Annotated in this window: 24 protein-coding genes and 1 riboswitch; of the genes, 6 read left to right on the forward strand and 18 right to left on the reverse strand. The window is 60.3% G+C overall.

Annotated features, from left to right (window positions below; genetic code table 11):
* Positions 1–9: 9 nt before the first annotated feature.
* On the reverse strand, positions 10–1,149 hold the full coding sequence (gene gcvT, locus WNY80_RS14230; RefSeq protein ID WP_342888056.1) for a glycine cleavage system aminomethyltransferase GcvT: 1,140 nt from the start codon (positions 1,147–1,149) through the stop codon (positions 10–12).
* A 145-nt stretch (positions 1,150–1,294) separates the two neighbouring features.
* Positions 1,295–1,382: riboswitch (glycine riboswitch) on the reverse strand.
* A gap of 261 nt (positions 1,383–1,643) precedes the next feature.
* On the opposite strand from gcvT, the gene WNY80_RS14235 reads away from it, so the two are divergent.
* Together WNY80_RS14235 and WNY80_RS14240 are read left to right on the forward strand one after the other, a co-directional pair.
* Positions 1,644–2,033 carry an antitoxin Xre-like helix-turn-helix domain-containing protein gene (locus WNY80_RS14235; RefSeq protein WP_342888057.1) on the forward strand — a complete coding sequence of 130 codons (390 nt, stop codon included), beginning with the start codon at positions 1,644–1,646 and terminating at the stop codon, positions 2,031–2,033.
* Positions 2,030–2,719, forward strand: coding sequence for an RES family NAD+ phosphorylase (locus tag WNY80_RS14240; protein ID WP_342888058.1), 690 nt, complete (start codon positions 2,030–2,032; stop codon positions 2,717–2,719). Before WNY80_RS14235 ends, WNY80_RS14240 begins: the two co-directional genes overlap by 4 nt.
* A gap of 46 nt (positions 2,720–2,765) precedes the next feature.
* Here the strand turns inward: WNY80_RS14240 and WNY80_RS14245 are convergent, their stop codons facing one another.
* The 7 genes from WNY80_RS14245 to WNY80_RS14275 all read right to left on the reverse strand — a co-directional run bounded on the left by WNY80_RS14245 (position 2,766) and on the right by WNY80_RS14275 (position 9,785).
* Positions 2,766–3,164, reverse strand: coding sequence for a DUF983 domain-containing protein (locus WNY80_RS14245; RefSeq protein WP_342888059.1), 399 nt, complete (start codon positions 3,162–3,164; stop codon positions 2,766–2,768).
* A 161-nt stretch (positions 3,165–3,325) separates the two neighbouring features.
* Positions 3,326–4,723, reverse strand: coding sequence for a PLP-dependent aminotransferase family protein (locus WNY80_RS14250; RefSeq protein WP_342888060.1), 1,398 nt, complete (start codon positions 4,721–4,723; stop codon positions 3,326–3,328).
* A gap of 111 nt (positions 4,724–4,834) precedes the next feature.
* Positions 4,835–5,719 (reverse strand): metal ABC transporter permease, encoded by an 885-nt coding sequence (locus WNY80_RS14255; RefSeq protein ID WP_342888222.1) that lies wholly within the window; start codon positions 5,717–5,719, stop codon positions 4,835–4,837.
* Entirely contained in the window at positions 5,719–6,582 is an 864-nt protein-coding gene (locus tag WNY80_RS14260) for a metal ABC transporter permease (protein ID WP_342888061.1), read from the reverse strand. Before WNY80_RS14260 ends, WNY80_RS14255 begins: the two co-directional genes overlap by 1 nt.
* Positions 6,579–7,493, reverse strand: a complete 915-nt coding sequence (locus WNY80_RS14265; protein ID WP_342888062.1) for a manganese/iron ABC transporter ATP-binding protein — start codon at positions 7,491–7,493, stop codon at positions 6,579–6,581. The genes WNY80_RS14260 and WNY80_RS14265 overlap by 4 nt, the downstream gene beginning before the upstream one ends.
* On the reverse strand, positions 7,490–8,317 hold the full coding sequence (locus WNY80_RS14270) for a metal ABC transporter substrate-binding protein (RefSeq protein WP_342888223.1): 828 nt from the start codon (positions 8,315–8,317) through the stop codon (positions 7,490–7,492). The genes WNY80_RS14265 and WNY80_RS14270 overlap by 4 nt, the downstream gene beginning before the upstream one ends.
* A 241-nt stretch (positions 8,318–8,558) precedes the next feature.
* Positions 8,559–9,785, reverse strand: coding sequence for an ROK family transcriptional regulator (locus WNY80_RS14275; RefSeq protein WP_342888063.1), 1,227 nt, complete (start codon positions 9,783–9,785; stop codon positions 8,559–8,561).
* 280 nt (positions 9,786–10,065) lie between these two features.
* Here WNY80_RS14275 and WNY80_RS14280 point away from each other — a divergent pair, with 280 nt between their 5' ends.
* The 4 genes from WNY80_RS14280 to WNY80_RS14295 all read left to right on the forward strand — a co-directional run bounded on the left by WNY80_RS14280 (position 10,066) and on the right by WNY80_RS14295 (position 13,705).
* Positions 10,066–11,103, forward strand: a complete 1,038-nt coding sequence (locus WNY80_RS14280) for a sugar ABC transporter substrate-binding protein (protein WP_342888064.1) — start codon at positions 10,066–10,068, stop codon at positions 11,101–11,103.
* 118 nt (positions 11,104–11,221) lie between these two features.
* Complete coding sequence (locus WNY80_RS14285; RefSeq protein ID WP_342888065.1) at positions 11,222–12,283, forward strand: ABC transporter permease; 1,062 nt, start codon at positions 11,222–11,224, stop codon at positions 12,281–12,283.
* The gene (locus tag WNY80_RS14290; RefSeq protein WP_342888066.1) at positions 12,283–13,059 is read left to right on the forward strand and encodes an ATP-binding cassette domain-containing protein; all 777 of its coding nucleotides are present in this window, start codon (positions 12,283–12,285) and stop codon (positions 13,057–13,059) included. Before WNY80_RS14285 ends, WNY80_RS14290 begins: the two co-directional genes overlap by 1 nt.
* A gap of 7 nt (positions 13,060–13,066) precedes the next feature.
* Positions 13,067–13,705 (forward strand): nucleoside triphosphate hydrolase, encoded by a 639-nt coding sequence (locus WNY80_RS14295; protein ID WP_342888067.1) that lies wholly within the window; start codon positions 13,067–13,069, stop codon positions 13,703–13,705.
* Positions 13,706–13,814: 109 nt separating this feature from the next.
* Here the strand turns inward: WNY80_RS14295 and WNY80_RS14300 are convergent, their stop codons facing one another.
* The 10 genes from WNY80_RS14300 to WNY80_RS14345 form a co-directional block, all read right to left on the reverse strand.
* Entirely contained in the window at positions 13,815–14,918 is a 1,104-nt protein-coding gene (locus WNY80_RS14300) for a branched-chain amino acid ABC transporter substrate-binding protein (RefSeq protein ID WP_342888068.1), read from the reverse strand.
* 168 nt (positions 14,919–15,086) lie between these two features.
* Positions 15,087–15,437, reverse strand: a complete 351-nt coding sequence (locus tag WNY80_RS14305) for a DUF6867 family protein (protein WP_342888069.1) — start codon at positions 15,435–15,437, stop codon at positions 15,087–15,089.
* Positions 15,438–15,450: 13 nt separating this feature from the next.
* Entirely contained in the window at positions 15,451–16,182 is a 732-nt protein-coding gene (locus WNY80_RS14310) for an ABC transporter ATP-binding protein (protein WP_342888070.1), read from the reverse strand.
* Complete coding sequence (locus WNY80_RS14315) at positions 16,179–17,159, reverse strand: ABC transporter ATP-binding protein (RefSeq protein WP_342888071.1); 981 nt, start codon at positions 17,157–17,159, stop codon at positions 16,179–16,181. The genes WNY80_RS14310 and WNY80_RS14315 overlap by 4 nt, the downstream gene beginning before the upstream one ends.
* Before the next feature lie 11 nt (positions 17,160–17,170).
* On the reverse strand, positions 17,171–18,559 hold the full coding sequence (livM, locus tag WNY80_RS14320) for a high-affinity branched-chain amino acid ABC transporter permease LivM (RefSeq protein WP_342888224.1): 1,389 nt from the start codon (positions 18,557–18,559) through the stop codon (positions 17,171–17,173).
* Complete coding sequence (locus tag WNY80_RS14325; RefSeq protein ID WP_342888072.1) at positions 18,526–19,452, reverse strand: branched-chain amino acid ABC transporter permease LivH; 927 nt, start codon at positions 19,450–19,452, stop codon at positions 18,526–18,528. The genes livM and WNY80_RS14325 overlap by 34 nt, the downstream gene beginning before the upstream one ends.
* Positions 19,453–19,588: 136 nt before the next feature.
* Positions 19,589–19,891, reverse strand: a complete 303-nt coding sequence (locus tag WNY80_RS14330; protein ID WP_342888073.1) for a hypothetical protein — start codon at positions 19,889–19,891, stop codon at positions 19,589–19,591.
* A gap of 37 nt (positions 19,892–19,928) precedes the next feature.
* Complete coding sequence (locus WNY80_RS14335) at positions 19,929–20,696, reverse strand: TylF/MycF/NovP-related O-methyltransferase (RefSeq protein WP_342888074.1); 768 nt, start codon at positions 20,694–20,696, stop codon at positions 19,929–19,931.
* A gap of 193 nt (positions 20,697–20,889) precedes the next feature.
* Positions 20,890–22,059 carry a glycosyltransferase gene (locus WNY80_RS14340; protein WP_342888075.1) on the reverse strand — a complete coding sequence of 390 codons (1,170 nt, stop codon included), beginning with the start codon at positions 22,057–22,059 and terminating at the stop codon, positions 20,890–20,892.
* Complete coding sequence (locus tag WNY80_RS14345) at positions 22,056–23,261, reverse strand: glycosyltransferase family A protein (protein WP_342888076.1); 1,206 nt, start codon at positions 23,259–23,261, stop codon at positions 22,056–22,058. The genes WNY80_RS14340 and WNY80_RS14345 overlap by 4 nt, the downstream gene beginning before the upstream one ends.
* Positions 23,262–23,348 lie beyond the last annotated feature (87 nt).

Raw genomic sequence — 23,348 nt, forward strand, 5'->3', positions numbered from 1 at the left:
TGTACTGATTTAGCGTTTGTAGGTGGAGGGGACGAAGGGCAGGGCGGCAACGGCGCATTCCAGCCGCTTGCCGCGCACTTCGGCATAGATCGGCGTGCCGGTAGCGGACAGCGCTGTGGGCACATAGCCCATGGCCACCGGGCCACCGGCGCTGGGGCCGAACCCGCCCGACGTGACGGTGCCGATGGCTTCGCCGCCGCTGTCCGCCGCAAAAAGCTGGGCGCCCGCGCGCACCGGCGCCTTGCCGGCGGACTGCAGGCCGACCCGGATGCGCGATGCACCGGTCTCGAACTGGCCGAGGATCACGTCGGCGCCCGGAAAGCCGCCTTCACGTGCGCCACCGCTGCGCCGCACCTTCTGGATTGCCCATTTCAGATTGGCTTCCACCGGCGTGGTGGTCTGGTCGATATCATTGCCGTAAAGGCAGAGCCCGGCTTCTAGCCGGAGTGAATCGCGCGCGCCAAGACCGATCGGCGCGACATGTTCATCTGAGAGAAGCAACCGGGCGATGCGGTCGGTTTCCTCTGCCGGGATCGAGATCTCGTAGCCGTCTTCGCCGGTGTAACCCGAGCGCGATACCACCACCGGAACCCCGGCGATTTCCAGATCGGCCACGTCCATGAACAGCATGTCTTCCGCTTTCGGCGCATAGGAGGACAACACGCCTTCCGCAGCCGGCCCCTGCAGCGCGATCAGCCCGCGGTCGAACTGCGCTTCGATTTCGCAGCTGTCCGAAAGGGCTGCCTCGATGCGGGCCAGGTCCTCATGCTTGCAGGCGGCGTTGACCACCAGGTAGAGATGGTCACCACGGTTGGCGACCATGAAATCATCTTCCAGCCCGCCCTTGTCATTGGTGAACAGCCCGTAGCGCTGGCGTCCGGGCTTGAGATCCGCGACGTCGACCGGGGTGATCTTTTCGAGCGCCAGCGCGGCATCACGAATGTCGCCGCTTTTGGCGCGGATCAGGATCTGCCCCATATGCGAGACATCGAACAGGCCGGCATTGGCGCGGGTGTGCAGGTGCTCCTGCATGACACCCATCGGATACTGGATCGGCATGTCGTAACCGGCAAAACCGGCCATGCGCGCGCCAAGCTCGAGATGCAGGGAATGTAGGGGCGTTTTAAGAAGGTCAGCTGTGGTGTCCACGCTGCAGTCTCCATCTGGGTGCGGGCAAAGTGCGCGCACGGGCCAATCGTCAAGCGTTGAACGCTTTAAAACAGCCCCCTCTGTCCTTTTGCCTGAGATTGTTATCCCTTCGGCAGACGCTTCACGCGCCATTCTCCAGAGTCCTAATGTTCCGTTGGTCCTTTTGCCTGAGAGTTTCCGGGGCGGTTGCTCCTTCGGCACCGGATCGCTCCGGCTTCTCCCAACGGGATGGCAATACCTATGCCGAATTGCGTACGGAAGGCAAGAGGGGCGAAGGGCAAGTCGGCCATTGGTTGCGTGATTTTCGGTCCCCGGCGGGCTTCAGATCATACGATCTTTTCTGGCGGACATGGCAAGGCTTTCCCGCTTGTGTTCCGAAAGGCTGGAGTAGCCTAAGGATTGCTTTTGTGACGCTTATGCCGAATATGACCATATGATCTTGCAAGGCAGGCCATATGGCATTACGTTGTCTGGTAGTCATTCAGGAGCGATCGATGGAAAATCTTGTCACGGAACGCGTTGCGCCGGACCGCCAGGCGGTGGGGCTCAAGGCTTTTGCGCGGATCGCCGATGACTGGTCGTTGACGCTGCGGGAAGCAGCCATGCTTGCCGATATGTCAGAGTCCACATGGAAACGGGCAAAGCGGCCGGGTTTTGCCGGCGATCTCACGCATGACCAGATGCTGCGCCTCAGCGCGCTTGTCGGCCTCTACAAGTCGCTCGAACTTTACTTCAACGAACCGATTTCGCGCCAATGGGTCAAGCTGCCCAACCGGGGCCCGGAATTCGACGGCGCACGGCCTGTCGATGCGATGATCGCTGGCGGCTTGCCGAAGATCCTGCGCGTGCGCGGATATGTCGACGCCCTCAGGGGCGGTGCGTGAAGATCAGCCCGGTCAATGACCGCGCTCTGGTCCGCCTTATTCCGGAGACGCGCCACAAGCCGCCCGTCCTGCGCGGGCTTGTCGACAGTGATGAAGAAGCGGCGATCCTAGCCGAGCTCGAGGGGGAGACCAGCGCCCGCCTGATCGCCGAGCGCCAGGGCAGCGCCGCAATTGACCGCCGCGAACTGGCCTTCGCCCGGCGTGCCAAGGATCTCAAGCTGTTCGGCCAAAGCCACATCAATGCCGCCTTCACCTACACACGGCCAACCGGCAACCGGTTCAACAACGGTGACCGGGGCGCCTGGTATTGTGCATGGGACATGCTGACCAGTGCGCAGGAGGTGGGCTTCCACAGGACCCGCGAACTGGGCTTCATTGGCCGCTACGAGGATGAGGCGCGCTATGTCGAGCTTCTTGCCGATTTCATCGGTGACTTTCCCGATCTGCATGGTCAAGCGCACGCGGCGCTCGATCCGGATCCCGCGGCGGGCTACCCGGCAGGGCAGGCGCTGGCCGCGGATCTGCGGCGCGAAGGCCACCGCGGGCTGATCTATCCATCGGTGCGCCACAAGGGCGGCCGCTGCTTCGTCGCTTTCGATCCCGGCATTGTCCAGAACGTGCGTCCGGGTGCGAGTTGGAAACTGGCATGGAGCGGAACGCCCGAATTTTCGGTGGAGGGGATCTGAATCCGCCGGGAAAATGCCGCGTCAGTTCGCAATCGACCGCAGCCCCTTACGATCGGTTTTCCATCCAGTCGCGGTCGATGGTGCCTTCCTGGGCCTTGTGGAAATACTGGCTAGCCACAAGCCAGCCCTTCACGGGGCGCAAGGGAGGGACGCAGGTCAACAACATCAGCGGGACGGTGGTAAGAAAATGTACCCACCACGCCGGCTCGTAATTGATCTGCAGCCAGAGCGCAAAAATTGTACTTGGGATGCAGGCGAACATCATGATGAAAAATGCCGGTCCGTCAGCTGGGTCGGCAAACGAGTAGTCGAGACCGCAGGCTTCACATTCGGGACGGAGCGTCAGGAAGCCTTGAAATAGGTGCCCGTTCCCGCAGCGTGGGCAGCGTCCCTTAATGCCGGTTCGGACAGGTTCAAGCGGTGGCCATTCGCGTTCGCTGTGCATCGGGCTTCCTTTCGTGATCTGTGCGCGACCATTCGCGACATGAGGAGACCGTGCTTTGATTTGAATACCGGTTCGGCCATCGACATGTGCGATCAATCTCAAATTGTATGTATAATGTATGCCATAAATGTCAAGTGTATGGATATGTGTCCCGTTGTCTTTCAGACAACCATCGAAAATGCGGCGGGCGACTGGCCCAAGAGATCGGCAACTACCTGCAGGCTCTTTGAGAGGTCTTCGCGACTATCGGGCGCTCCAAGGCCCAGCCTTACCGCCTCAGGGGCGGTACCCAGGGCGAATGCATCACTCGCAACAACGCTGATGCCTTCTGATCGCAGGCGCAAAGAAAACTCAGCCCGGGTCCATGGTGGCGGGAGGGCCAGCCAAGCATGGAAGCCTTGTGGATCCAAACTGACATTCCGGGCTGGAAGGATGCGGGTCGCAATGGATTGGCGTGTGGCAGTCTCACGCCGGATGGCCGCCACCACGGCTTCGGCGATTCCATATTCAATCCAGTGCGATGCGATCGCAGCGGTCAAGGGAGATGCCATTGAGGCGGTTGCCCGGATTGCGTTGTTCACTGTCGACGTTGCGCTGCCTTCCGGCGCGACCAGATAGGCGATGCGCAGCGCCGGCGCGACGCATTTGGCAAGGCCGGCAATATGATAGACCAGTTCGGGAGCAAGGCTTGCCAGCGGGGGCAACGGGGTCACCGGCAGTGCGCCGTAGGCATCGTCCTCAATGATGGGAACCTGATATCGACGTGCGATGTCGACAATAGCATGGCGTCTCGCCATTGGAAGCGTTGCCGTCGTGGGATTCTGGAGGGTCGGGGTGCAGTAGAGCGCCTTTGGCTTTGTATTGAGGCAGGCGTGCTCGAATGACTCAGGAATGAGGCCTTCCTCATCCATTGCCACAGCTGCAAGGTTTACTCTCAGATGGGCGGCAACCGAGCGGATCCCGGGATAGGTCAGGGCCTCTGCCAATATGGTCTCCCCGGGCGCTGCCAGAATGCCGACCAGCGCGAGCAGTGCGCCTTGGGCTCCAGGACAGATCAGGACGCGGTCGGGCGTAACGCCGTCGAGGCGCGAAGACAGCCAAAGTGCTCCGGCCTCTCTGTCTCGACGCGCTCCGCCTGCCTCCTGGTAACGCATCAACAGATCGATGCCATCCGACGTTTCGAGGTTGCGGATTCCCTCCCACATGCGCGAAACCAGTTCAGCTTCATCAAAACGCGGAGGCAGGTTCATGCTCATGTCGACAAGTCCGCTTCGCACCGGCCGTCTTGCCGCGGAATGCTTTTTTCGGACATAAGTGCCCTGTCCAACCTTGCCCTCGACAAGTCCGCGTTTGCTTGCCTCGGCGTAGGCGCGGCTGACCGTCGTGAAATCGATCTCCAAGGCTTCAGCCAAGGCGCGTTGCGGGGGAAGCCGGTCACCTGCCACGAGCTTGCCGGATATGATATCGGCAGACAGCGCATCCGTGATCGCGAGATAGAGCGGCCCGTCCGCCTTCCGTATGGTCGGGCACCAGGCAATCTTGGAATCCGTTTTGGCCATCACAATACCTCGGTTTGAAATTATATGGATATTGTATGGAGTTCAATTTAAAGGCAAGTCGTCCCTTTGCCTCAGGGCGAGGCGTCTGACGCGCCCGCGCGTAGGCGCTGCTTATTTCTCCGCGACAACAGCGCCGCGCTCGATTGCGGTTGATCGCGCCAGCCGCCGCATCCGCATGTCGCGCAACTGGCTCACCACCAGCGCCACGAAGAAGAAGCCTGTCATCATCAACACCATGGTCGGCGCCGGTTCGCTGTCGATGTGGTAGCTCAAAAAGATACCGATCAGTGCGCTCAGGATCACGGAGCCGACCGCGACACTCAGCATACCCACGAAAGTGCGGGCAACCAGGAAAGCGATGGCGCCGGGCGCGACCAGCAGCGCGATCGACAGGATGATGCCGACGGCTTTCAGGCTGGCGACGATCATCAGGGCGATGGCCGTCAGCAACCCGTAATGCAGCCATCCGGTCTTCAGCCCGATGGCCCGCGCGTGCAGTCCGTCGAAAGCCTGGGCGACCAGATCGCGCCACTTGATCAGCAGGAAGCCGCCGCACAGTGCGGCCAGAATTGCGGTCGCGCCGATATCCGACCAGCTGACGCCGAGCATGTCGCCGAACAGGATGTGATCGAGATGCAGGCTGGAGCGAACGCTGACATGCAGCACAATTCCGAGCCCGAACATGCCGGAAAACACGATACCCATCACCGTGTCTTCCTTCACCCGGCTGTTGGCGTTGAGCCAACCGGTGGCGACCGCGCAGAACAGGCCTGCGGCAAAGGCGCCGATTACCAGCGGCAGGCCGGCGATATAGGCCATGACGATGCCCGGCAGCACCGCGTGGCTCATCGCGTCGCCCAAAAGCGACCAGCCCTTGAGCACCATCAGCGAACTCATCGCCGCCATCGGCAGCGCGATCAGGAAGGTGATCAAAAACGCCTTCTGCATGTAGGCGAAGCGGAACGGGTCGATGAAGAAGTCGAGCACAGCGTCCATCATGCCGCTCCCGTTTCGGTGCTCGCACTGCGCGCCTTGGCCCGCTGGGCCAAAATTCCGTGCCGCGGGGCAAAGACGAAGGCCAGAAGGAACAGCCCGGTCTGCAGCATGATCACCACGCCGCCGGTGGCGCCATCGAGGAAATAGCTGAGATACACCCCGACAAACGAGGTGATCGAGCCGATCGCCACGGCAATGACGATGAGCCGCGGGAACCGGTCGGTGAGCAGGTAGGCAGTCGCACCCGGCGTCACCACCAGCGCGATCACCAGGAACGCCCCGACGGTCTGCATCGCGGCAACGGTTGAGGCCGCCAGCAGGGTGAAGAACACAGCCTTCAAAAGATCGGCGCGGATGCCGATGGTCCGCGCATGGCTTTCATCGAAGAACACCAGCATCAGGTCCTTCCAGATCAGGGTGAGCACGGTGAGCGTCACCACGCCGATGATGATCAGCTGTGTCGTGTCTGCCGGCGTGATCGCCAGCACATTGCCCAGCACGATGGTCTGCACATTGATCGGCGTTGGCGAGATCGACACCATGAACAGCCCGAGCGCGAAGAACGAGACGAAGATCATGCCGATGATCGCATCTTCCCGCAGCCTTGTGCGGGCGCGGATGGCAAGCATCGCGGCAGCGGCCAGGCCACCGGCCAGGAACGCGCCGGCCGCAAACGGAAGGCCGAGCATGTAGGCGCCGGCAACGCCGGGCACGATCGAGTGCGACAGCGCGTCGCCGATCAGCGACCAGCCCTTGAGCATCAGGTAGCACGACAGGAATGCGCAGATCGCCCCGGTCAGCGCCGACACCCACATGGCGTTGACCATGTAGCCGTAGCTGAAGGGCTCAAGCAGATAGCTCATGCAACGCCATCCTTGTCCGCGTTCCGGCTCTTGGCGGCGCTTTTGCCCTTGCGGTCGTCTTCCCCGTAAATAACGAAGGGACGCTCGTCATCGGTGAGCACGGTCACCTGCCGCTGGTCATCATCATCATGCAGATCCTCGCCGCCGAGAACGAAATGCCTCAGCACACCGCCAAAGGCCTTCTGCAGGTTGGCTTGCGTGAACACCTCGCTGGTCGGACCCTCGGCCAGAACGCTGCGGTTGATCAGCACCGCCCGGTCGCAGAATTCCGGCACGCTGCCGAGATTGTGGGTCGAAACCAGCATCACCCGGCCTTCCGCGCGCAGATCCTTGAGCAGATCGATGATCTGGTTCTCGGTGGTGACATCGACGCCGGTGAACGGCTCGTCGAGCAGGATCACCTGGCCTTCCTGCGCCAGCGCCCGGGCGAGAAACACGCGCTTCTTCTGTCCGCCGGACAGTTCGCCGATCTGGCGTTTGCGGAACGCGGTCATGCCCACCCGTTCAAGGGATTCATCGACCGCGACACGGTCCTGCGGGCGCGTCATCCGGAGGAAGTTCATGTGGCCGTAGCGGCCCATCATCACCACATCCTCGACCAGAACCGGGAATGCCCAGTCGATTTCCTCGCTTTGCGGCACATAGGCCACAAGATTGCGCCTGAGCGCTTCCTTCACGGTCAGCCCCATGATGCTGATCTCGCCGCTGGCCAGCGGCACGAAACCCATCAGCGATTTGAACAGGGTCGACTTGCCGCTGCCGTTGATGCCGACCAGTGCGGTGATCGAGCCTTTCGGCACCGAGAACGAGGCGCCATCAAGTGCCCGGTTGCCATTGCGGTAAATGACGGAAACGTCCTTGACGTCGAGCCCGGTCATGTCGGCAGCGAGGTTTTCAGCGGGTGTGCTCATGGTTTGGCCGTCAGCCCCGTGACAATGGTTTCGGAGGTTACCCTGAGCAGGTCGAGATAGGTGGGAACCGGCCCGTCAGGCGTCGAGAGTGAATCCACATACAGCACGCCGCCATAGGCGATGCCGGTCTCGCGCGCCACCTGCTGGGCAGGTTTCGGCGAGACGGTGCTTTCCGAGAATATCACCGGCACATTGTTTTCGCGGATCAGGTCGATGATGCGGCGCACCTGCTGCGGCGAGCCCTGGCTGTCGGCGTTGATCGCCCAGATCGAGGCTTCCTTCAGCCCGAAATCCCGGGCGAGATAGGAGAATGCAGCTTCGCTCGTCACCAGCCAGCGCTTTTCTTCCGGCAGCGCCTCGATGGCGGCACGGATCGGCGCAAAGGTGGCCGCGATCTCGGCCTTGTAGCGCTCGCCATTGGCGGCATAGGCGGCCGCATTGTCCGGATCTGTCTCGGACAGGGCGCGAACGATATTGTCGATATAGATGTTGGCGTTGCCGGGCGACATCCAGGCATGGGGATTGGCCCGGCCCTCGTAGTTGCCTTCGGCGATCAGGATCGGCTCCACCCCGTCCGACAGGACATAGGCTTTCACATTACCGAGATTTTCGAGATAGCGCTCGAACCAGGTTTCAAGCCCCAGCCCGTTCCACAGCACCACATCTGCGCCAAGTCCACGCTTGATGTCGCCGGGTGTTGGCCGGAACATGTGGATCTCCGCACCCTCGCGGGTGATCGACACCACCTCCGCATGCTCGCCGGCGATGTTGCGGGCCATGTCGGCGAAGACGGTGAACGAGGTCAGGACCTTGATCTGTGCCATTGCCGGTGCGACCGGAGCGAAGCTGGCGGCGATGAAAAGTCCGAGAATGGCGAAAAGGCGCATGAGTTCTTCCTGCGAATGGTTTGCAACAAGCAATCTATGCGCATTCCGGCGGTTGTCAATGCTCTTGCAAATCATTTGCAAAAAGACGGAAAGCCCCGCGCTGCACTTGATGGCGGTGGCGGCTAGGTGAGGCGGTCTGGTTAGAGTTGCCGCGCCTGCGTCCTGCCTCGAAAGCGGTTCAGGCCGAGCCGAGGCGGGCGTTGCGATCGATCAGGTACTTGTCGAACAGTGGCAGGCTGGCCGCTCCAAGCGCGCGGGCGAGATGGCCGACGGTCCCGGGCAGGATCCCGGGCAGATCCAGACCGCGCAGGTCATACCGCATGACCTCTGCCTGTGTTGCGGCAACGATCTTTTCCCGGATCCCGGTCGGTACGCCGCCATCGATGATCACGTGCTCGAAATCGATGATCGAGGCGGCCGAGACGATCGCCTGGGCCAGGCCGCTGGCGACAATGGTGATCCACTCGTCGGCCAGGTCTTCGAATCCCGTCCAGTTATCCGGGCTGTTCCAGAGCGGCGAGGGGTCTCGTCCTGCGGCTTTGAGCATGCGCTCGAGAAGCGTGATCGAGGCACGGTCAATCAATTGCACCGGCTTGCCGTCGGGACCTGCAACGGGCAACGGGCCAAGAGCGCCGGCATTGCCGGTACGGCCCGAGTAAATGCTGCCATTGAGCACCACCCCGCCACCGATGAAGGTGCCGACATAGAAATACAGATAGTCGCTCAACCCCGGGTGCTTGCCGAAAACCAGTTCCGCCGCGCAGGCTGCGGTAGCGTCGTTCTGCAGGTAGACCGGCATGTTGCAGGCACTGGCCAGTTCCGCCCTAAGGTCGCAATCGCGCCACAGATCCATTTCCTCGCGTGGCGCTCCGGCCTGCTCGGTCCAGTCCCACAGCCGGAAGGGTGTTGCTATTCCCAGCCCCGCCACCCGGTCCCGCAAGGGCTCGGGAAGCCCCTCGACCATCTCCTCGATCCCGTCCCGAACGAAGGCAATGATCTGCGGCGGCGTCGGCCAAGGATAGCTCTTGCGCAAGGTGGCTTTCAGTTCGCCAAGGAAATTGATCAGGATGAGTTCGGCGCTGCGCCGCCCGACTTTCAGTCCGATGAAGAACGCGCCGTCGGGATTGATCGAGAGCGGCACCGAGGGCTGCCCGACCTTGCCGCGGATCGGCTCGCCCTTGACGATCAGCTCTTCGGCCTCCAGTTCCCGCATGATCACCGAGCCGGTTTGGGCCGAAAGCCCTGTCATCCGCGCAATGTCGGTCTTGGCGAGGCTGCCATGGGTATAGACAAGGCTGAGGACGAGGCGCTGGTTATAGGCGCGCAGCCCGCTCTGGTTCGACCCGCGCAACGACTGGCTTGCGGGGCCGGTGCGGTCCTTGCTGGTCTTCGCGTCTTGCGGCACCTGTCAGTGTCCTCCCGACCTCGTTTGCTCCGGTTTCGTTGATCCCGGCTTGTTCAATCGGGACGCCATTGCCGCGGCACCGGTTGTCACGCGCGGTGGTTCCTTAGCAAAACAATGGGCCAAAGACGATCCCCCGTCAATTAATAAATAAGAGTGATTTAATAATTGACAATCCTCGGCTATCCGTGTTTTTCTAAAGGTGTCGCGAAGAACGGAAGTGAGGATTTCCGCTTTGGCGCGCATGCAGACTGACCTGCACCACGAATTCCGGGAGGATCACATGAAAAGCTTTTCCGCATTCAAGACTGCGTTGCTTGCCGCTGCCGCTTTTGGCGCACTGGCCACTGCACCTGCCTATGCCGCCAGCCACAGCATCGGCGCCTGCCTGATCACCAAGACCGACACCAACCCGTTCTTCGTCAAGATGAAGGAAGGTGCGGAAGCCAAGGCTGCCGAGCTCGGCGTGTCGCTGAAATCCTATGCCGGCAAGGTCGATGGCGATCACGAGAGCCAGGTTGCCGCTATCGAAACCTGCATCGCCGATGGAGCCAAGGGCATCCTGCTGACGGCTTCCGATACCTCGTCCATCGTTTCCGCAGTCAAGCAGGCCCGCGATGCCGGCCTCGTGGTCATAGCGCTCGATACGCCGCTCGACCCGATCGATGCTGCTGACGCCACCTTTGCCACCGACAACTTTCTCGCCGGCGAACTGATCGGCAAGTGGGCTGCCGCCACGCTCGGCGATGAAGCAGCCAACGCCAAAATCGCCATGCTCGATCTCGGCGTGAGCCAGCCAACTGTCGGTGTTCTGCGCGACCAGGGTTTCCTCACCGGCTTCGGTATCGACGTCAAGGATCCCGCCAAGTGGGGCGACGAGGATGACCCCCGCATTGTCGGCAACGACGTGACTGCGGGCAACGAGGAAGGTGGCCGCAAGGCGATGGAGAACCTTCTCGCCCAGGATCCGATGATCAATGTGGTCTACACCATCAACGAGCCTGCCGCCGCCGGCGCCTATGAGGCGCTCAAGGCAATCGGCCGCGAGAACGATGTGCTCATCGTCTCCGTCGATGGTGGTTGCCCTGGCGTTGCCAACGTCAAGGATGGCGTCATCGGCGCCACTTCGCAGCAGTATCCGCTGCTGATGGCTTCGCTCGGCATCGAAGCCATCGCCGCCTGGGCCAAGGACGGCACCAAGCCCGCTCCCACCGAAGGCAAGGACTTCTTTGATACCGGTGTGGCGCTTGTCACCGACAAGCCCGCTGCCGGCGTCGAGTCGATCTCGGTCGCCGAAGGCATGGACAAGTGCTGGGGTTGATTGCCCAATTGTATAGGTAAACACTGCCGGGGCGGCTTTCGGGCCGCCCCATTGCAGAGCGCCGCCGTGCAATTGCCACGGTTGCCAATCCATGCCGTGTGACGTTGGGGGAGGAACCATGTCCAATACGCAGGAATTCGAAAAGGCCGCAGCCGCAAGCCCGACTGCCGTCGCCGCTTTCGCGACCGATGACACAAGTGCCGTCAAGCGCATCCAGCACGCCCTGCACCAGACGCCCTGGCTGGTACCGGCCATTGTTCTGGTCGGGTCAATCCTGGTGTTTGGCCTGCTCCTGGGGCAGAAGTTCTTCTCGCCCTTCGCGCTTACCCTGATTTTGCAGCAGGTTCAGATCGTCGGCATACTCGGCGCCGCCCAGTCGCTGGTGATCCTGACCGCCGGCATCGATCTGTCGGTCGGCGCCATCATGGTGCTGTCCTCGGTTGTCATGGGCCTGTTTTCCTTCCGCTACGGACTGCCCACCGAAGTCGCCATTCTTGCCGGTATCGCCTGCGGGACGTTCTGCGGCTACATCAACGGCTTTCTCGTCGCCGTGATGAAGCTGCCGCCCTTCATCGTCACGCTTGGAATGTGGCAGATCGTGCTTGCCACCAATTTTCTCTATTCCGCCAACGAGACCATCCGCGCCCAGGACATCGCCAACAATGCGCCGCTGTTGCAGTTCTTCGGCAACAAGATCGCCGTCGGCGGCGCCGTGTTCACCTATGGCGCGATCTTCATGGTGGTCCTGGTCCTGTTCCTCGCCTACGTGCTCAAGCAGACCGCCTGGGGACGCCATGTCTATGCGGTGGGCGACGATCCCGAAGCCGCCGAACTCTCCGGCGTTCAGGTCAAGCGTACGCTGATCTCGGTTTACATGCTCTCCGGCCTGATCTGCGCCTTTGCCGGCTGGGCCCTGATCGGCCGCATCGGCTCGGTCTCGCCGACCTCGGGGCAACTGGGCAACATCGAATCCATCACTGCCGTGGTGATCGGCGGCATATCGCTGTTTGGCGGACGCGGCTCGATCATGGGCATGCTCTTCGGCGCGTTGATCGTCGGCGTCTTCTCCCTCGGGCTCAGGCTTATGGGTGCCGACGCGCAATGGACCTACCTGCTCATCGGCGTTCTCATTATTGCCGCCGTCACAGTCGACCAGTGGATCAGAAAGGTGTCAGTCTGATGGAACCCATTCTCAAGGGACGCAACCTCGTCAAGCGCTATGGCCGCGTCGTCGCTCTCGACAATTGCGATTTCGACCTCCACCACGGCGAAATCCTCGCCGTCATCGGCGACAATGGCGCCGGCAAGTCAACCCTGATCAAGGCGGTGTCCGGCGCAGTCACGCCTGACTCGGGCAAGATCTGGCTCGAAGGCAAGGAGATCAGGTTCCACTCGCCGCTGGACGGCCGCCACGCGGGAATCGAGACCGTCTACCAGACCCTTGCCATGTCGCCGGCGCTGTCGATCACCGACAACATCTTCATGGGCCGCGAACTGCGCAAGCCGGGCTTCCGGGGCTCGATCCTGCGCCAGCTCGACCACAAGGCGATGGACGCCTTCGCCCGCGACAAGCTGAACGAACTCGGGCTGATGACCATCCAGAACATCAACCAGGCTGTCGAAACCCTGTCCGGTGGCCAGCGCCAGGGTGTCGCCGTGGCGCGTGCCGCAGCCTTCGGATCCAAGGTCATCATCCTCGATGAGCCGACCGCCGCACTGGGTGTCAAGGAAAGCCGCCGGGTGCTTGAGCTCATCCTTGATGTCCGCTCGCGCGGCATCCCGATCATCTTGATCTCGCACAACATGCCGCATGTCTTCGAGGTCGCGGACCGGATCCACGTTCACCGGCTCGGCAAGCGGCTTTGTGTCATCAATCCGAAGGATTACACCATGTCGGACGCCGTTGCCTTCATGACCGGGGCGAAGGAGCCGCCCGCCGAAGCGATAGCAGCCTGAAGCGTTGATGAAATTTCACGAAAAAGCCGCCCGGCTGGCTGAAGCTGCAATTGGCCGGGCGGCGCAAAGCAGGCGCTTCATCATCGCTCTGGCTGGTCCGCCCGGTGCCGGGAAATCAAGGCTGGCCGCCGCACTTGTCGATGAGTTGGCCAGGCGCGGGCAGGGCGGTGCGGTCGTTCCGATGGACGGATTCCATCTCGACAACGCCGTACTCAAGGTGCGCGGAACCCTGGCCCGCAAGGGGGCACCCTTCACCTTCGATGCGGATGGCTATGCGGCACTGCTCACGCGCCTTCGCGCCGAGCCGGACAGCGAGATTGCAATCCCGGTTTTTGACCGCAAACTTGATCTGGCGCGTGCCGGTGGTGCCCTTGTCACACCGGATCATCGATTCCTGGTTGCGGAGGGCAATTACCTGCTGCTTGACGGACCCGCCTGGAGGCAGATGGCGGAATTATTCGATCTGACGGTCATGCTCAGGGTTGAGCTGGACGAACTGCGCCGGCGGTTGACCGATCGCTGGCTCGAACATGGCCTTGATGGCGAGCAGGCGCGTGAGCGGGCGTTGTCGAACGACATTCCCAACGCTGAACTGGTCATCAGAAAATCGCTGAAGGCTGATCTGGAAATCATCAACAACGCTTGATGCGGGTGCCGGAAGGCATCAGCCCGAGCGCTGCCGACAATGCTGGCAGCAACAAAAAAGCCCCGGCGCTTTCACGCCGGGGCTCGATTGGATCAGGTTTTTGCAAACCTTAGTTGATCTGTTCGTACTTGCCGTCGTGCCAGCGATAGAACACGTAGCCCGGAAGCGATACGTCGCCCTTCTCGTCGAAGCTCAGGTCGCCAAGCACGGTCTTGAAGTCACCCGAGTTGAGGGCTTCGCGGACCGCGTCATAGTCGGTCGAACCGGCAGTCGAGACAGCCTGTGCATAGGCCTGGATGGCTGCATAGGTGTACATCACGTAGCCTTCGGTGGTCTTGCCCGCGTCCTTGAGAGCCTTGACGACGTCAGCAGCAGCCGGGATCTTGGTCGGATCGGGCGAGAAGGTCATCAGGGTGCCTTCGCCGGCATCGCCGGTGATTGCCCAGTACTCGTCGGTGACAAGTGCGTCGCCCGAAACCAGAACAGTGGACATGCCCTGTTCCTTCATCTGGCGGGCCATCAGGCCGGCTTCGGTGTGGTAGCCGCCGACGTAAAGCACGTCGATGCCTTCCTGCTTCATCTTCGAGACGAGAGCGGAGTAGTCCTTCTCACCTGCAGTGTAGGCTTCGTACATGGCTGCAGTTCCGCCGCCGGCTTCGAACGAAGCCTTGGTGGCATCTGCCAGGCCCTTGCCGTAGGCGGTCTTGTCGTGGACGAAGGCGATCTTCTTGCCTGCGAAGTTTTCCAGAAGGTAAGCAGCTGCGGTTTCGCCCTGCTGGTCGTCACGACCGCAAACGCGGTAGGTGGCGCCGTCGGCACCGCCCGGACGCTCATCGGTGAACTTCGGGTTGGTCGAGGCAGGCGAGATCTGGATGATGCCTTCGTCGGCGTACACGGCCGAGGCAGGGATCGAGGAGCCCGAGCAGAAGTGACCTGCAACGAAGACCACGCCGTTACCGGCAAACTGGTTGGCCACAGCAACAGCCTGCTTCGGGTCGCAAGCATCGTCACCGATTTCGAGCTTGAGCATTTCGCCGTTCACGCCGCCAGCGGCGTTGATGTCGGCGACAGCCTGCTCGGCGCCGATTTTCATCTGTTCCCCGAAGGATGCGTATTGGCCTGTCATCGGTCCTGCGGTTGCAATGACAATGTCAGCTGAAGCGGTGGACATAGCGAAGCCAAGTGCAGCTCCGGCCAAAAGTATCTTCTTCATGTTAACTCCCAGCAACGCCTGTTTGTTTCCTGGCACCGGCTCCGCAGGCGCTGACCAAGTTCGGCGCCGGTGTGGGGGGCTTCTGCCCCGTGTAAGACCATCTAATCCGATCTTTTCAAAGAAATACAGACCTTTTTGAATGGTGGTTCGAGCTGTTTAGCCGGGCGGTTAATTGCCTTTCGGGCGCCAGCCAAACGGTCCTGAACGGGTAAACGCGAAACTATACTGCCTTGCGATCTGTCCGGCGCGCGTAAACCGCATGCCGAGAAAGGCGAAGACAAGAATGACGAGAAAATCGACCACGAAATAGTAGCCCGAAAGCAACGTCCCGCTGAACAGTGCGAAATGAATGAAGCGCACCGCAAGCCCCAGGATCACCATGTACCAGGCAAGCTGCAGCGGTGTCCGCCAGGTCTGGGCTACCGCCCGCCCGGTCATCCACGCCGTGCCACCGCCAAGGAACAATGTGACCAAGATGAACTCGGCGATCGAAACTTCCCACAAGAGGCTGTTTTCCATGTCGTACCCCTGGTTAGTGAGCTCCGCCTTCAAGATAGGCGGCGCGAACTTCGTCGCGTTTGAGCAATTCGGCCCCGGTGCCGGACATTGTGATGTTGCCATTGACCATCACATAGCCCCGGTGGGCAAGTTTGAGCGCGTGGAACGCGTTCTGTTCGACAAGGAATACGGTCAACCCCTCATTGGTGTTGAGTTCCTTGATGATCTCGAAGATCTGCTTGACGATCAGCGGCGCCAGACCGAGCGACGGCTCGTCGAGCAGCAGCAGTTTCGGCCGGCTCATCAGCGCCCGGGCAATCGCCAGCATCTGCTGTTCGCCGCCCGAAAGTGTTCCGCCACGCTGGCTCGCACGCTCCTTGAGCCGTGGGAAGAGATCGAAAACGCGCTTCAGGTCGTCGTCGAAATGCTTGTCGTCGACCAGTTGCGAGCCCATCTGCAGGTTTTCCATCACGGTCATGCGGCCGAAAATCCGGCGGCCTTCCGGTGATTGGGCAACACCCATCCGGATGATCTCGTGCGTCGGCATCCGGGAAATGTCCTGGCCGTCGAAGATGATTTCGCCGGCGCGGGCCCGCGGACTGCCGCAGATCGTCATCATCAGCGTCGACTTGCCGGCGCCATTGGCGCCAATCAAGGTGACGATTTCGCCTTTCTTGACGTCGACATCAACACCGCGCAGGGCGACGATCTTGCCGTAATAGGTTTCGACGCCACGAATTGTCAGAAGGTTCTGGTCGTCACTCATGACTGGCCTCCTTCACCGTTCTCCGCCGGCTTTTTCTTGCCGTGAATGACCGGCATGTCGATGCTTTCCTCGACCGCAGCCACTTCATCCTCGTCAACGCCGAGATAGGCCGAAATCACTCTCGGGTCGTTCTTCACATGCTCGGCATCTCCATCGGAGATCTTCTCGCCGTAGTCGAGCACGATGATATGATCCGAGATTTCCATGACAACGCCCATGTCATGCTCGATGAGCAGGATCGAGGTGCCGTGATCCTTGCGGATGTATTGCAGCAGCTCGTTCAGTTCGGTCGATTCCCGTGGGTTCAGGCCCGCAGCCGGTTCGTCGAGGCACAGGAGCTGAGGCCGTGTGCACATCGCCCGGGCGATCTCGAGCCGGCGCTGGTCGCCATAGGGCAGGTCGGCGGCCGGATCGTCGGCCCGGTCGATGAGTCCGGTCTTCTCCAGCCAGTAAGCGGCGAAATCGATCGCTTCGGCCCGTGCCTTGCGGTAGCCCGGCAGGTTGAAGATCCCGCCAATGGTCATCGAAGAGGCGAGCATCAGCGGATTGTGCTGCGCCACCAGAAGGTTTTCCAGGGCAGTCATCCCGCCAAACAGGCGGATGTTCTGGAAGGTGCGGGCCACCTTCGCGCGCTTGGAGATCTCGAAGTCCGGCATCCGCTCAAGCAGGAACACCCGGTTGTCGCCATCATCGTTGAACTGCTTTCCGGTCAGGGTCAGCGCGTCGATCTTGTCAGCCTGCAGGCCCGCCCCGTGCCGCATCACGATACGGCCTTCGGTGGGCTTGTAGAACCCGGTGACACAGTTGAACACCGTGGTCTTGCCTGCACCGTTGGGGCCGATCAACGCAGTGATGTCGCCACGGCCGACATTGAAGCTCAGGTCATTGACGGCAACCAGGCCGCCAAAGCGCATGGTCAGGTGCTCGACCGAAAGTACGACATTATCGTCCCAGGTCTGCGTGGGGGTCGTTTTCATTGCGGTTTCCATCAGTGGCCCTCACCTTGAGCGACCATGTCCGAGCCGATCTTCCTGCGTTCCTTGTAGACCGCGGAAGGGTTCCTGCTGGATATGATGCCGCGTGGTTTCCACACCATGATGAGCACCATGGCCAGGCCGAAAATCAGCATGCGGTATTGGGTGGGTTCGAAATCGGGCCCGAAGACTTCCTTCAGGAAGCCCAGGTTACGCAGGATCTCGATGCCGCCGATCATCACCACGGAAGCGATGACAACGCCGATCTGCGAACCAAGCCCGCCCAGGACCACGATCGCCAGGATGATTGCCGATTCAAGGAACGTGAAGCTTTCCGGCGAGATGAAGCCCTGCCGGGTTGCAAAGAACGAACCGGCAAAACCGCCAAACATCGCGCCGATCGAAAATGCGGTCAGCTTGGTGTTGGTGGTGTTGATGCCGAGCGAGCGGCAGGCGATCTCGTCTTCGCGCAGCGCTTCCCAGGCCCGTCCAATCGGCAGCTTGCGCAGCCTCAGCGTGACGAAGTTGGTGATCAGCGCCAGCAACAGGATGATGTAGTAGAGATAGATGAAGCGGTGGATGGAGTCGTAATCCAGGCCGAAGAACTCGGCGAAGCCGCCTTTCCTGGTGAAATCGAGACCGAAGAAGCTTGGCTTCGGAATCCCGGAAATTCCGTCCGGACCGCCGGTGAACTCGTACCAGTTGAGCAGCACCACGCGGATGATTTCCCCGAACGCCAGGGTCACGATGGCGAGATAGTCGCCGCGCAACCGCAGTACCGGGAAGCCCAGGATAATGCCCCAGGTTGCTGCCAGCAGGCCAGCCAGCGGCAGCGCCATCCAGAAGCCGATGTCGAAATACTGTGCCAGCAGCGCAAACGAATAGGCGCCGACCGCGTAGAAGGCGACATATCCGAGATCGAGCAGGCCAGCCAGCCCGACCACGATGTTCAGGCCCCAGCCGAGCATGACATAGGTCATGATCAGGATTGCCAGATCGATGAACTGGCGGTCACGGTCCGGATAGACGACCATCACGATGAACGGCAGGGTCAGCGCGACCAGCAGCAGTACCGGCCCGAGCACCCGGCCAATACCCGTCAACAGGCCGGGCGGGACCGAAATGTTCATTCCGCCGGTGATCGGCTTGGTGGTCTTGAACACGAACAGGTTGAGAAGCAACCGGATGACGAACGTGATCGCTATTGCCGTGAACCACAGTCCCCAGCGATAGGTCAGATCCAGGCCACCGGTAACGATATCTGTGCGCAGGGCCAGGAAGAAGAAGCCCAGGACGGCGACAAGGATTGCGGCTACCGCCGCATCCTTGACGGAGTCGGCCATCAGGCCGGATTTCGGAGCGGAGGCCATTAGACTTTCTCGACTTCGGGTTTGCCAAGCAATCCTGACGGCATGAAGATCAGCACGATGACCAGGATCGAGAATGCGGCGACATCTTTGTATTCAACCGAGAAGTAACCGGACCAGAACACTTCGATCAGCCCGATCAGCAACCCGCCGAGCATGGCGCCCGGAAGCGAACCGATACCGCCGAGAACGGCTGCGGTAAATGCCTTCACGCCGGCAAGGAAGCCGATGTAGAAGTCGATCACCCCGTAGAGCAGCAGGAACATGAAGCCCGCCACGGCGGCCAGCGCGGCCCCCATGACGAAGGTCAGCGAGATCGTCCGGTCGACGTTGACGCCGAGCAGAGCCGCCATCTTCTGATCCTGTTCGCAGGCACGCTGCGAGCGGCCCAGCGATGTCTTCGAGATCAGCAGCGAAAAGCCGATCATGAGCGCCAGTGTCGTGGCGATGATGATCATCTGCATGTAGGACAGCTGAACCGCGATGGTCCCGTTGTCGGTCACACCCTCGATCAGCGTGACACCGCCCTGAATCTGCGGCGGCAGCGGCTTGACCCGGGCGCCTTGCGTGATCTGGACGAAGTTCTGCAGCACGATCGACATGCCGATCGCCGTGATCAGCGGCGCCAGCCGGAAGGATCCGCGCAACGGCCGGTAGGCCAGCCGTTCCACCGTCCAGCCCCAGGCCGAGGTGAAGAGCATCGATACCAGCAATGTGATGAACAAGATCAGCGGCAGCGCTGAAATCCCAAGGGCGACCAGTGCCAGGAACGTCGCAAGCGCGATGAACGAGCCGACCATGAAAATGTCACCATGGGCAAAGTTGATCATGCCGATGATGCCATAGACCATGGTGTAGCCGATGGCGATGAGCCCATAAATGGAACCCAGAGTGAGCCCATTGATAAGCTGTTGAAGAAAATACTCCATGAGGCAGCTGTCCTCTCGTCTTTTTATGGGGGGCACTTATTGCACCCTCTTTCCCCTTTCTGCCTCTATAGCGTGTTTTTGAACGTCGAGAAGAGGAAAATTTATCGGAACACAGGTTTTCAGTTATTCAATCGATTTAGAATCTCAAACGTAGTGATATTCGCTGGTTTTCATGTGAGCTGGCTGCAAAACAGGGGATGTCGCGCCATTTTTCTTCAGCTTCCGGCGCAAAATGCGCGTTAGGTCCAGGAAGCATGTCCAGCCTTTCTGTAATGAGCAGCAATTCATCGATTCGACTGTGCAACCGGCGCGTTTGCAGTGCGGTTTCCGGTCGGTACAGTTTGCTGGCGTCTCTCATCGAAATCAAACGCTGAATGCGCTGGCAGCATTTAGCGTCACGTCCCGTTTTTTTCACCGGGATGGGATTTTTCGTGACCATGTACTGGGCATTTCCGGGGGCGGTGCCCCGGCGATCTTCAGGGCTTGATCACATAGCCGCCGGGAGCATTTGCAAAGGGAAAGCGCTTGATCGGAAGGGACTCGTTCCGTGTGGCGGAAAACTCGTCCCAGGCCTTGGTTTCCCCCGGCCATTTGCTCGTGGCGTATTCGTCGAGAATGAGGACGCCTCCGGGAACCAGACGGTCCCAGCAATGCTCCAGGATTGCATAGGTGGGTTCATAGATGTCGACGTCGATATTGATCAGGCAGAACCGGGCTTCCGAATTGGTTTTGAGCCATTCAGGCAGGGTTTCGACAATGTTGCCAATGATGATGCTGCCGCGGTTGGCGGGAATAACCGAGTCCTCGTTGTGAAGTTCGAGAAGAAGCCTGAACTCGTCAAGAAACGAGCTTGAACTTAGCCCGCCGGTTCTCTTGTCCACGGAGGTGTCTTCGTCGCCGTCTTTTTGCGACAGTTCGGGGAAGCCACCAAAGGTATCGAAACCAAACACCTTCTTGTGCGTCGCGGTTGGCGTCAGCGTCTCGAGAAATTTGTGCCAGGTGAAATAGGACCGCCCGAAATAAACGCCGAAATCGACATAATGACCGGGAAGGTCAACGGTCATCTTGAACAATTCGTAATGCGCAAGCTGGCGGATGAAGCTCCTTCGGCTGGCATAGACCGGCACGAGGTCGAGATAGTGGCGCAGCTCGTGAGGATACTTGTCGGTGATTGCCTTCAGTTTTTCAAAGAACCGGTCCTCACCACTGGAGGGGTAGAAAAACATGTCTTCAGAAGCGGTCATTTTTGATTGTTCCTTGCGTTCGAGCGCTATCTCGAGTTGGGGAGGTCATGAGAAGGGTACTGCAATTTTCAAACCCGAACATCCGTGCACACCAAGGGCGAGATCCGGGCTAGTCCTTAGCTGCCGCGAACGTTGTCCCGGACGGTGGAAACCGGTGCCCTGGCGCGCAAGCGCGCCAATTCCCCCGCGGCCGTCATGACAGCCGGCCTTCGAGCAAATGAACCGGAAACATCATGGTGTCGAGAATGCCATAGAATTCCGCCGCGGAGGCGGCATCGCCGATCCCCATGTCGAGACTGAGTTCATTGTCGTTGAACCCGATGAACGGGGGGATGTCCGGCCGGTACTTGTATTTCGGATCAAACGCCGAAAGGGCGTCTTTGCCCTTCCATTCAATGATCGCCTTCCGGTAGCCGTGTTTTTGGGCTTCGAAGAGCTTACGATCATGCTGGCTCTCGCAATTACGGGCGCAGGCCTTGATGAAATTGTCTTCCCAGGCGTTGATCTCGATACCCTGTTCCTGCTTGAAGGATTCGATCACATGACCAATCTGCGCCGTGATGCCGAGCTCGATGGGAAACGGAAAATTGGACGCTTCGATCGTTCCGTCCATTTCCCTGCGGAAAATCTCGGTGACGGTTTTCGCCGCTTTCGCGTCACGCAGTCCCATGGTGTTGGACGCCTTGCAGGCACCGAACACTGACATCGGGCGTTCAAAATAGACAAAGCTGCTGGCCACCATCAGGGTCCTGCAGATATTGTCGTAATCGACGATCTGGTGACTGAAATACTGACCCGAGAAAGTGGTGCGGATATCCTCGAGAACGGTTCGCTTGACCGCTCCGTGGTAGACTCCGAAGGGACATTTCGGCCGGTCCGAAGCGTCTTCCCAGAAGAACAGCTTGCGGATCATGTCTTCCTTCTTGATCCCGATCAGGTGGCTGCCATTGGGCATTTTGGTGACTTCCGGCGCCGTCCGTGCCTCGGGCCAGACGAAATAGAGCCGCCCCCATGTCAGGGCATCCATATTGGGCACGGACTTCTTCGAGACGCGGATCACTTCACACAGCTCGGGATCCAGATAGTCGTCATCCCCGATATAGCTGATCCATTCGCCGGATGTTTCCGGAACGATCCGCTCCCAGTTTGCCCGCATTGACAGCACCTCGTCCTGCGGCGGCAACAGCTTGAGCCGCGGATCCGCGTACTCCTTTGCAAACTGCGCCAGCGGCGCTGCGTCATCGGAATTGTCGGCCAGCACCACCTCGAAGTCCTGCCGTTGGGAGGTGAGCAGTTCCCGCACCGCAGACATTGCGTAGATCTGCCGGTTGCGGGTCGGAATGCAGATGGAAAGCAAAGTCATGCCGCAAACGCCTGTCGTGCAGAAACAAGATGTCTGACCGGCATCACGAAGGCTTCCGCAAAGTGGTAGAATTCAGCCGGGGTGGTGATTTTCTCGAGCCCGCTCTCGCGGATATACATGGTGTTCTTGTGGACGCCGCAGAGCTCGTTCTGGGCAGTCGAGGGAAAGAACTCCACTGGCGGATTGAAATGGCTGCTCCATTTTCCGCCTTCGAACGCCGCAAATCCCTGCCTGAAGCCCTCGACCTTGATCCTGTACTCTTCCACGGTGCGCGACGACAGGCATTCATGCACGGCCGAATGGGCAAAGTTTTCCTGGAACCCCTCGTTGTCGACGCCGTATTTGCGGCAGAACCACCAGGTGGCCGAGGCGATGGAGGTGATGATCGCAAGGCCGGGAAGCCGCGGCGAGAACGGGAAATCCTCGTCCTCGATCCGCTCGTGACTACCCAGTTCGCGATAGAATTCATCGACCAGCTTCTGCATGGCTTCGAAGGACTGGGTACTGGCCGAGTTGGATGCCGCACAGGCTCCCAGAACCGAAAACGGCCGCTGGCAGAACACCATCGCCTTGGCCTCGTGCACGGCCTTGCAGATGTTGTCGAAGTCCACCGTCGGGTTTTCGAAGTAGCGATTGCTGTATTTGCGTTTGATCCGCTCCATCAGCGACCGGCGGACGGCGCCATGATAGATGCCCAGGCCGCCGATCGGACGTTTTTCCCGTTGGCTCCAGCGATACAGTTGATCACGAACGATCTTCTTGTCCGGAACATGGGTGGCGTGACCCATCGGCACTGCGGCAAGCGTGGTAATTGTCCTGTTGTCGGGCCAGTTGTAGTTCATCCGCCCCCAGGCGACCACTTCAAGCTCGGGTTGTTCGCGTTCGTAGCGCCGGATGACCTGGAGAACGCTTGGGTCCATATGGTCGTCATCGCCGATCATCGAAATCCAGCGGCCCCGCACTTCAGGTATGGTGCGTTCCCAGTTGTCGACCATCGGCATGACGGTGTCGGTTGGCGGCAGCAGCCTGAAACGGCTGTCATTCACCTCGGTCCGGAAGTAGTCGCCGAGAATGCTGGCGTCGTCGGAGTTGTCTGCAACGATGACCTCGAAATCCGTCTCGTCCGATTCCGCGATGGCCTTGATGGCTTCGATGCAATAGCGCTGCCTGTTCCGTGTCGGAATACAGATCGTCAAATACACCAAAATTGAAGCTCCTGCTTGACATCAAACGCCAATTATATGCTCGCAAAATTAGCTTGCGTGACGCTGACCCGCGTCAGTGATGCT

This window comes from Hoeflea sp. AS16 (assembly GCF_038900095.1).
Classification (GTDB): domain Bacteria; phylum Pseudomonadota; class Alphaproteobacteria; order Rhizobiales; family Rhizobiaceae; genus Hoeflea.

What these genes read in the sequence shown, in the direction of transcription:
- WNY80_RS14285 (WP_342888065.1), top strand. Translation starts at nt 11,222, where the DNA reads ATGTCCAATACGCAGGAATTCGAAAAGGCCGCAGCCGCAAGCCCGACT.
- WNY80_RS14235 (WP_342888057.1), top strand. Translation starts at nt 1,644, where the DNA reads ATGGAAAATCTTGTCACGGAACGCGTTGCGCCGGACCGCCAGGCGGTG.
- WNY80_RS14255 (WP_342888222.1), bottom strand. Translation starts at nt 5,719, where the DNA reads ATGGACGCTGTGCTCGACTTCTTCATCGACCCGTTCCGCTTCGCCTAC.
- WNY80_RS14305 (WP_342888069.1), bottom strand. Translation starts at nt 15,437, where the DNA reads ATGGAAAACAGCCTCTTGTGGGAAGTTTCGATCGCCGAGTTCATCTTG.
- WNY80_RS14290 (WP_342888066.1), top strand. Translation starts at nt 12,283, where the DNA reads ATGGAACCCATTCTCAAGGGACGCAACCTCGTCAAGCGCTATGGCCGC.
- WNY80_RS14340 (WP_342888075.1), bottom strand. Translation starts at nt 22,059, where the DNA reads ATGACTTTGCTTTCCATCTGCATTCCGACCCGCAACCGGCAGATCTAC.
- WNY80_RS14310 (WP_342888070.1), bottom strand. Translation starts at nt 16,182, where the DNA reads ATGAGTGACGACCAGAACCTTCTGACAATTCGTGGCGTCGAAACCTAT.
- WNY80_RS14335 (WP_342888074.1), bottom strand. Translation starts at nt 20,696, where the DNA reads ATGACCGCTTCTGAAGACATGTTTTTCTACCCCTCCAGTGGTGAGGAC.
- WNY80_RS14260 (WP_342888061.1), bottom strand. Translation starts at nt 6,582, where the DNA reads ATGAGCTATCTGCTTGAGCCCTTCAGCTACGGCTACATGGTCAACGCC.
- WNY80_RS14330 (WP_342888073.1), bottom strand. Translation starts at nt 19,891, where the DNA reads ATGGTCACGAAAAATCCCATCCCGGTGAAAAAAACGGGACGTGACGCT.
- WNY80_RS14265 (WP_342888062.1), bottom strand. Translation starts at nt 7,493, where the DNA reads ATGAGCACACCCGCTGAAAACCTCGCTGCCGACATGACCGGGCTCGAC.
- WNY80_RS14245 (WP_342888059.1), bottom strand. Translation starts at nt 3,164, where the DNA reads ATGCACAGCGAACGCGAATGGCCACCGCTTGAACCTGTCCGAACCGGC.
- WNY80_RS14300 (WP_342888068.1), bottom strand. Translation starts at nt 14,918, where the DNA reads ATGAAGAAGATACTTTTGGCCGGAGCTGCACTTGGCTTCGCTATGTCC.
- WNY80_RS14250 (WP_342888060.1), bottom strand. Translation starts at nt 4,723, where the DNA reads ATGGCCAAAACGGATTCCAAGATTGCCTGGTGCCCGACCATACGGAAG.
- WNY80_RS14325 (WP_342888072.1), bottom strand. Translation starts at nt 19,452, where the DNA reads ATGGAGTATTTTCTTCAACAGCTTATCAATGGGCTCACTCTGGGTTCC.
- WNY80_RS14295 (WP_342888067.1), top strand. Translation starts at nt 13,067, where the DNA reads ATGAAATTTCACGAAAAAGCCGCCCGGCTGGCTGAAGCTGCAATTGGC.
- WNY80_RS14280 (WP_342888064.1), top strand. Translation starts at nt 10,066, where the DNA reads ATGAAAAGCTTTTCCGCATTCAAGACTGCGTTGCTTGCCGCTGCCGCT.
- WNY80_RS14315 (WP_342888071.1), bottom strand. Translation starts at nt 17,159, where the DNA reads ATGAAAACGACCCCCACGCAGACCTGGGACGATAATGTCGTACTTTCG.
- WNY80_RS14270 (WP_342888223.1), bottom strand. Translation starts at nt 8,317, where the DNA reads ATGGCACAGATCAAGGTCCTGACCTCGTTCACCGTCTTCGCCGACATG.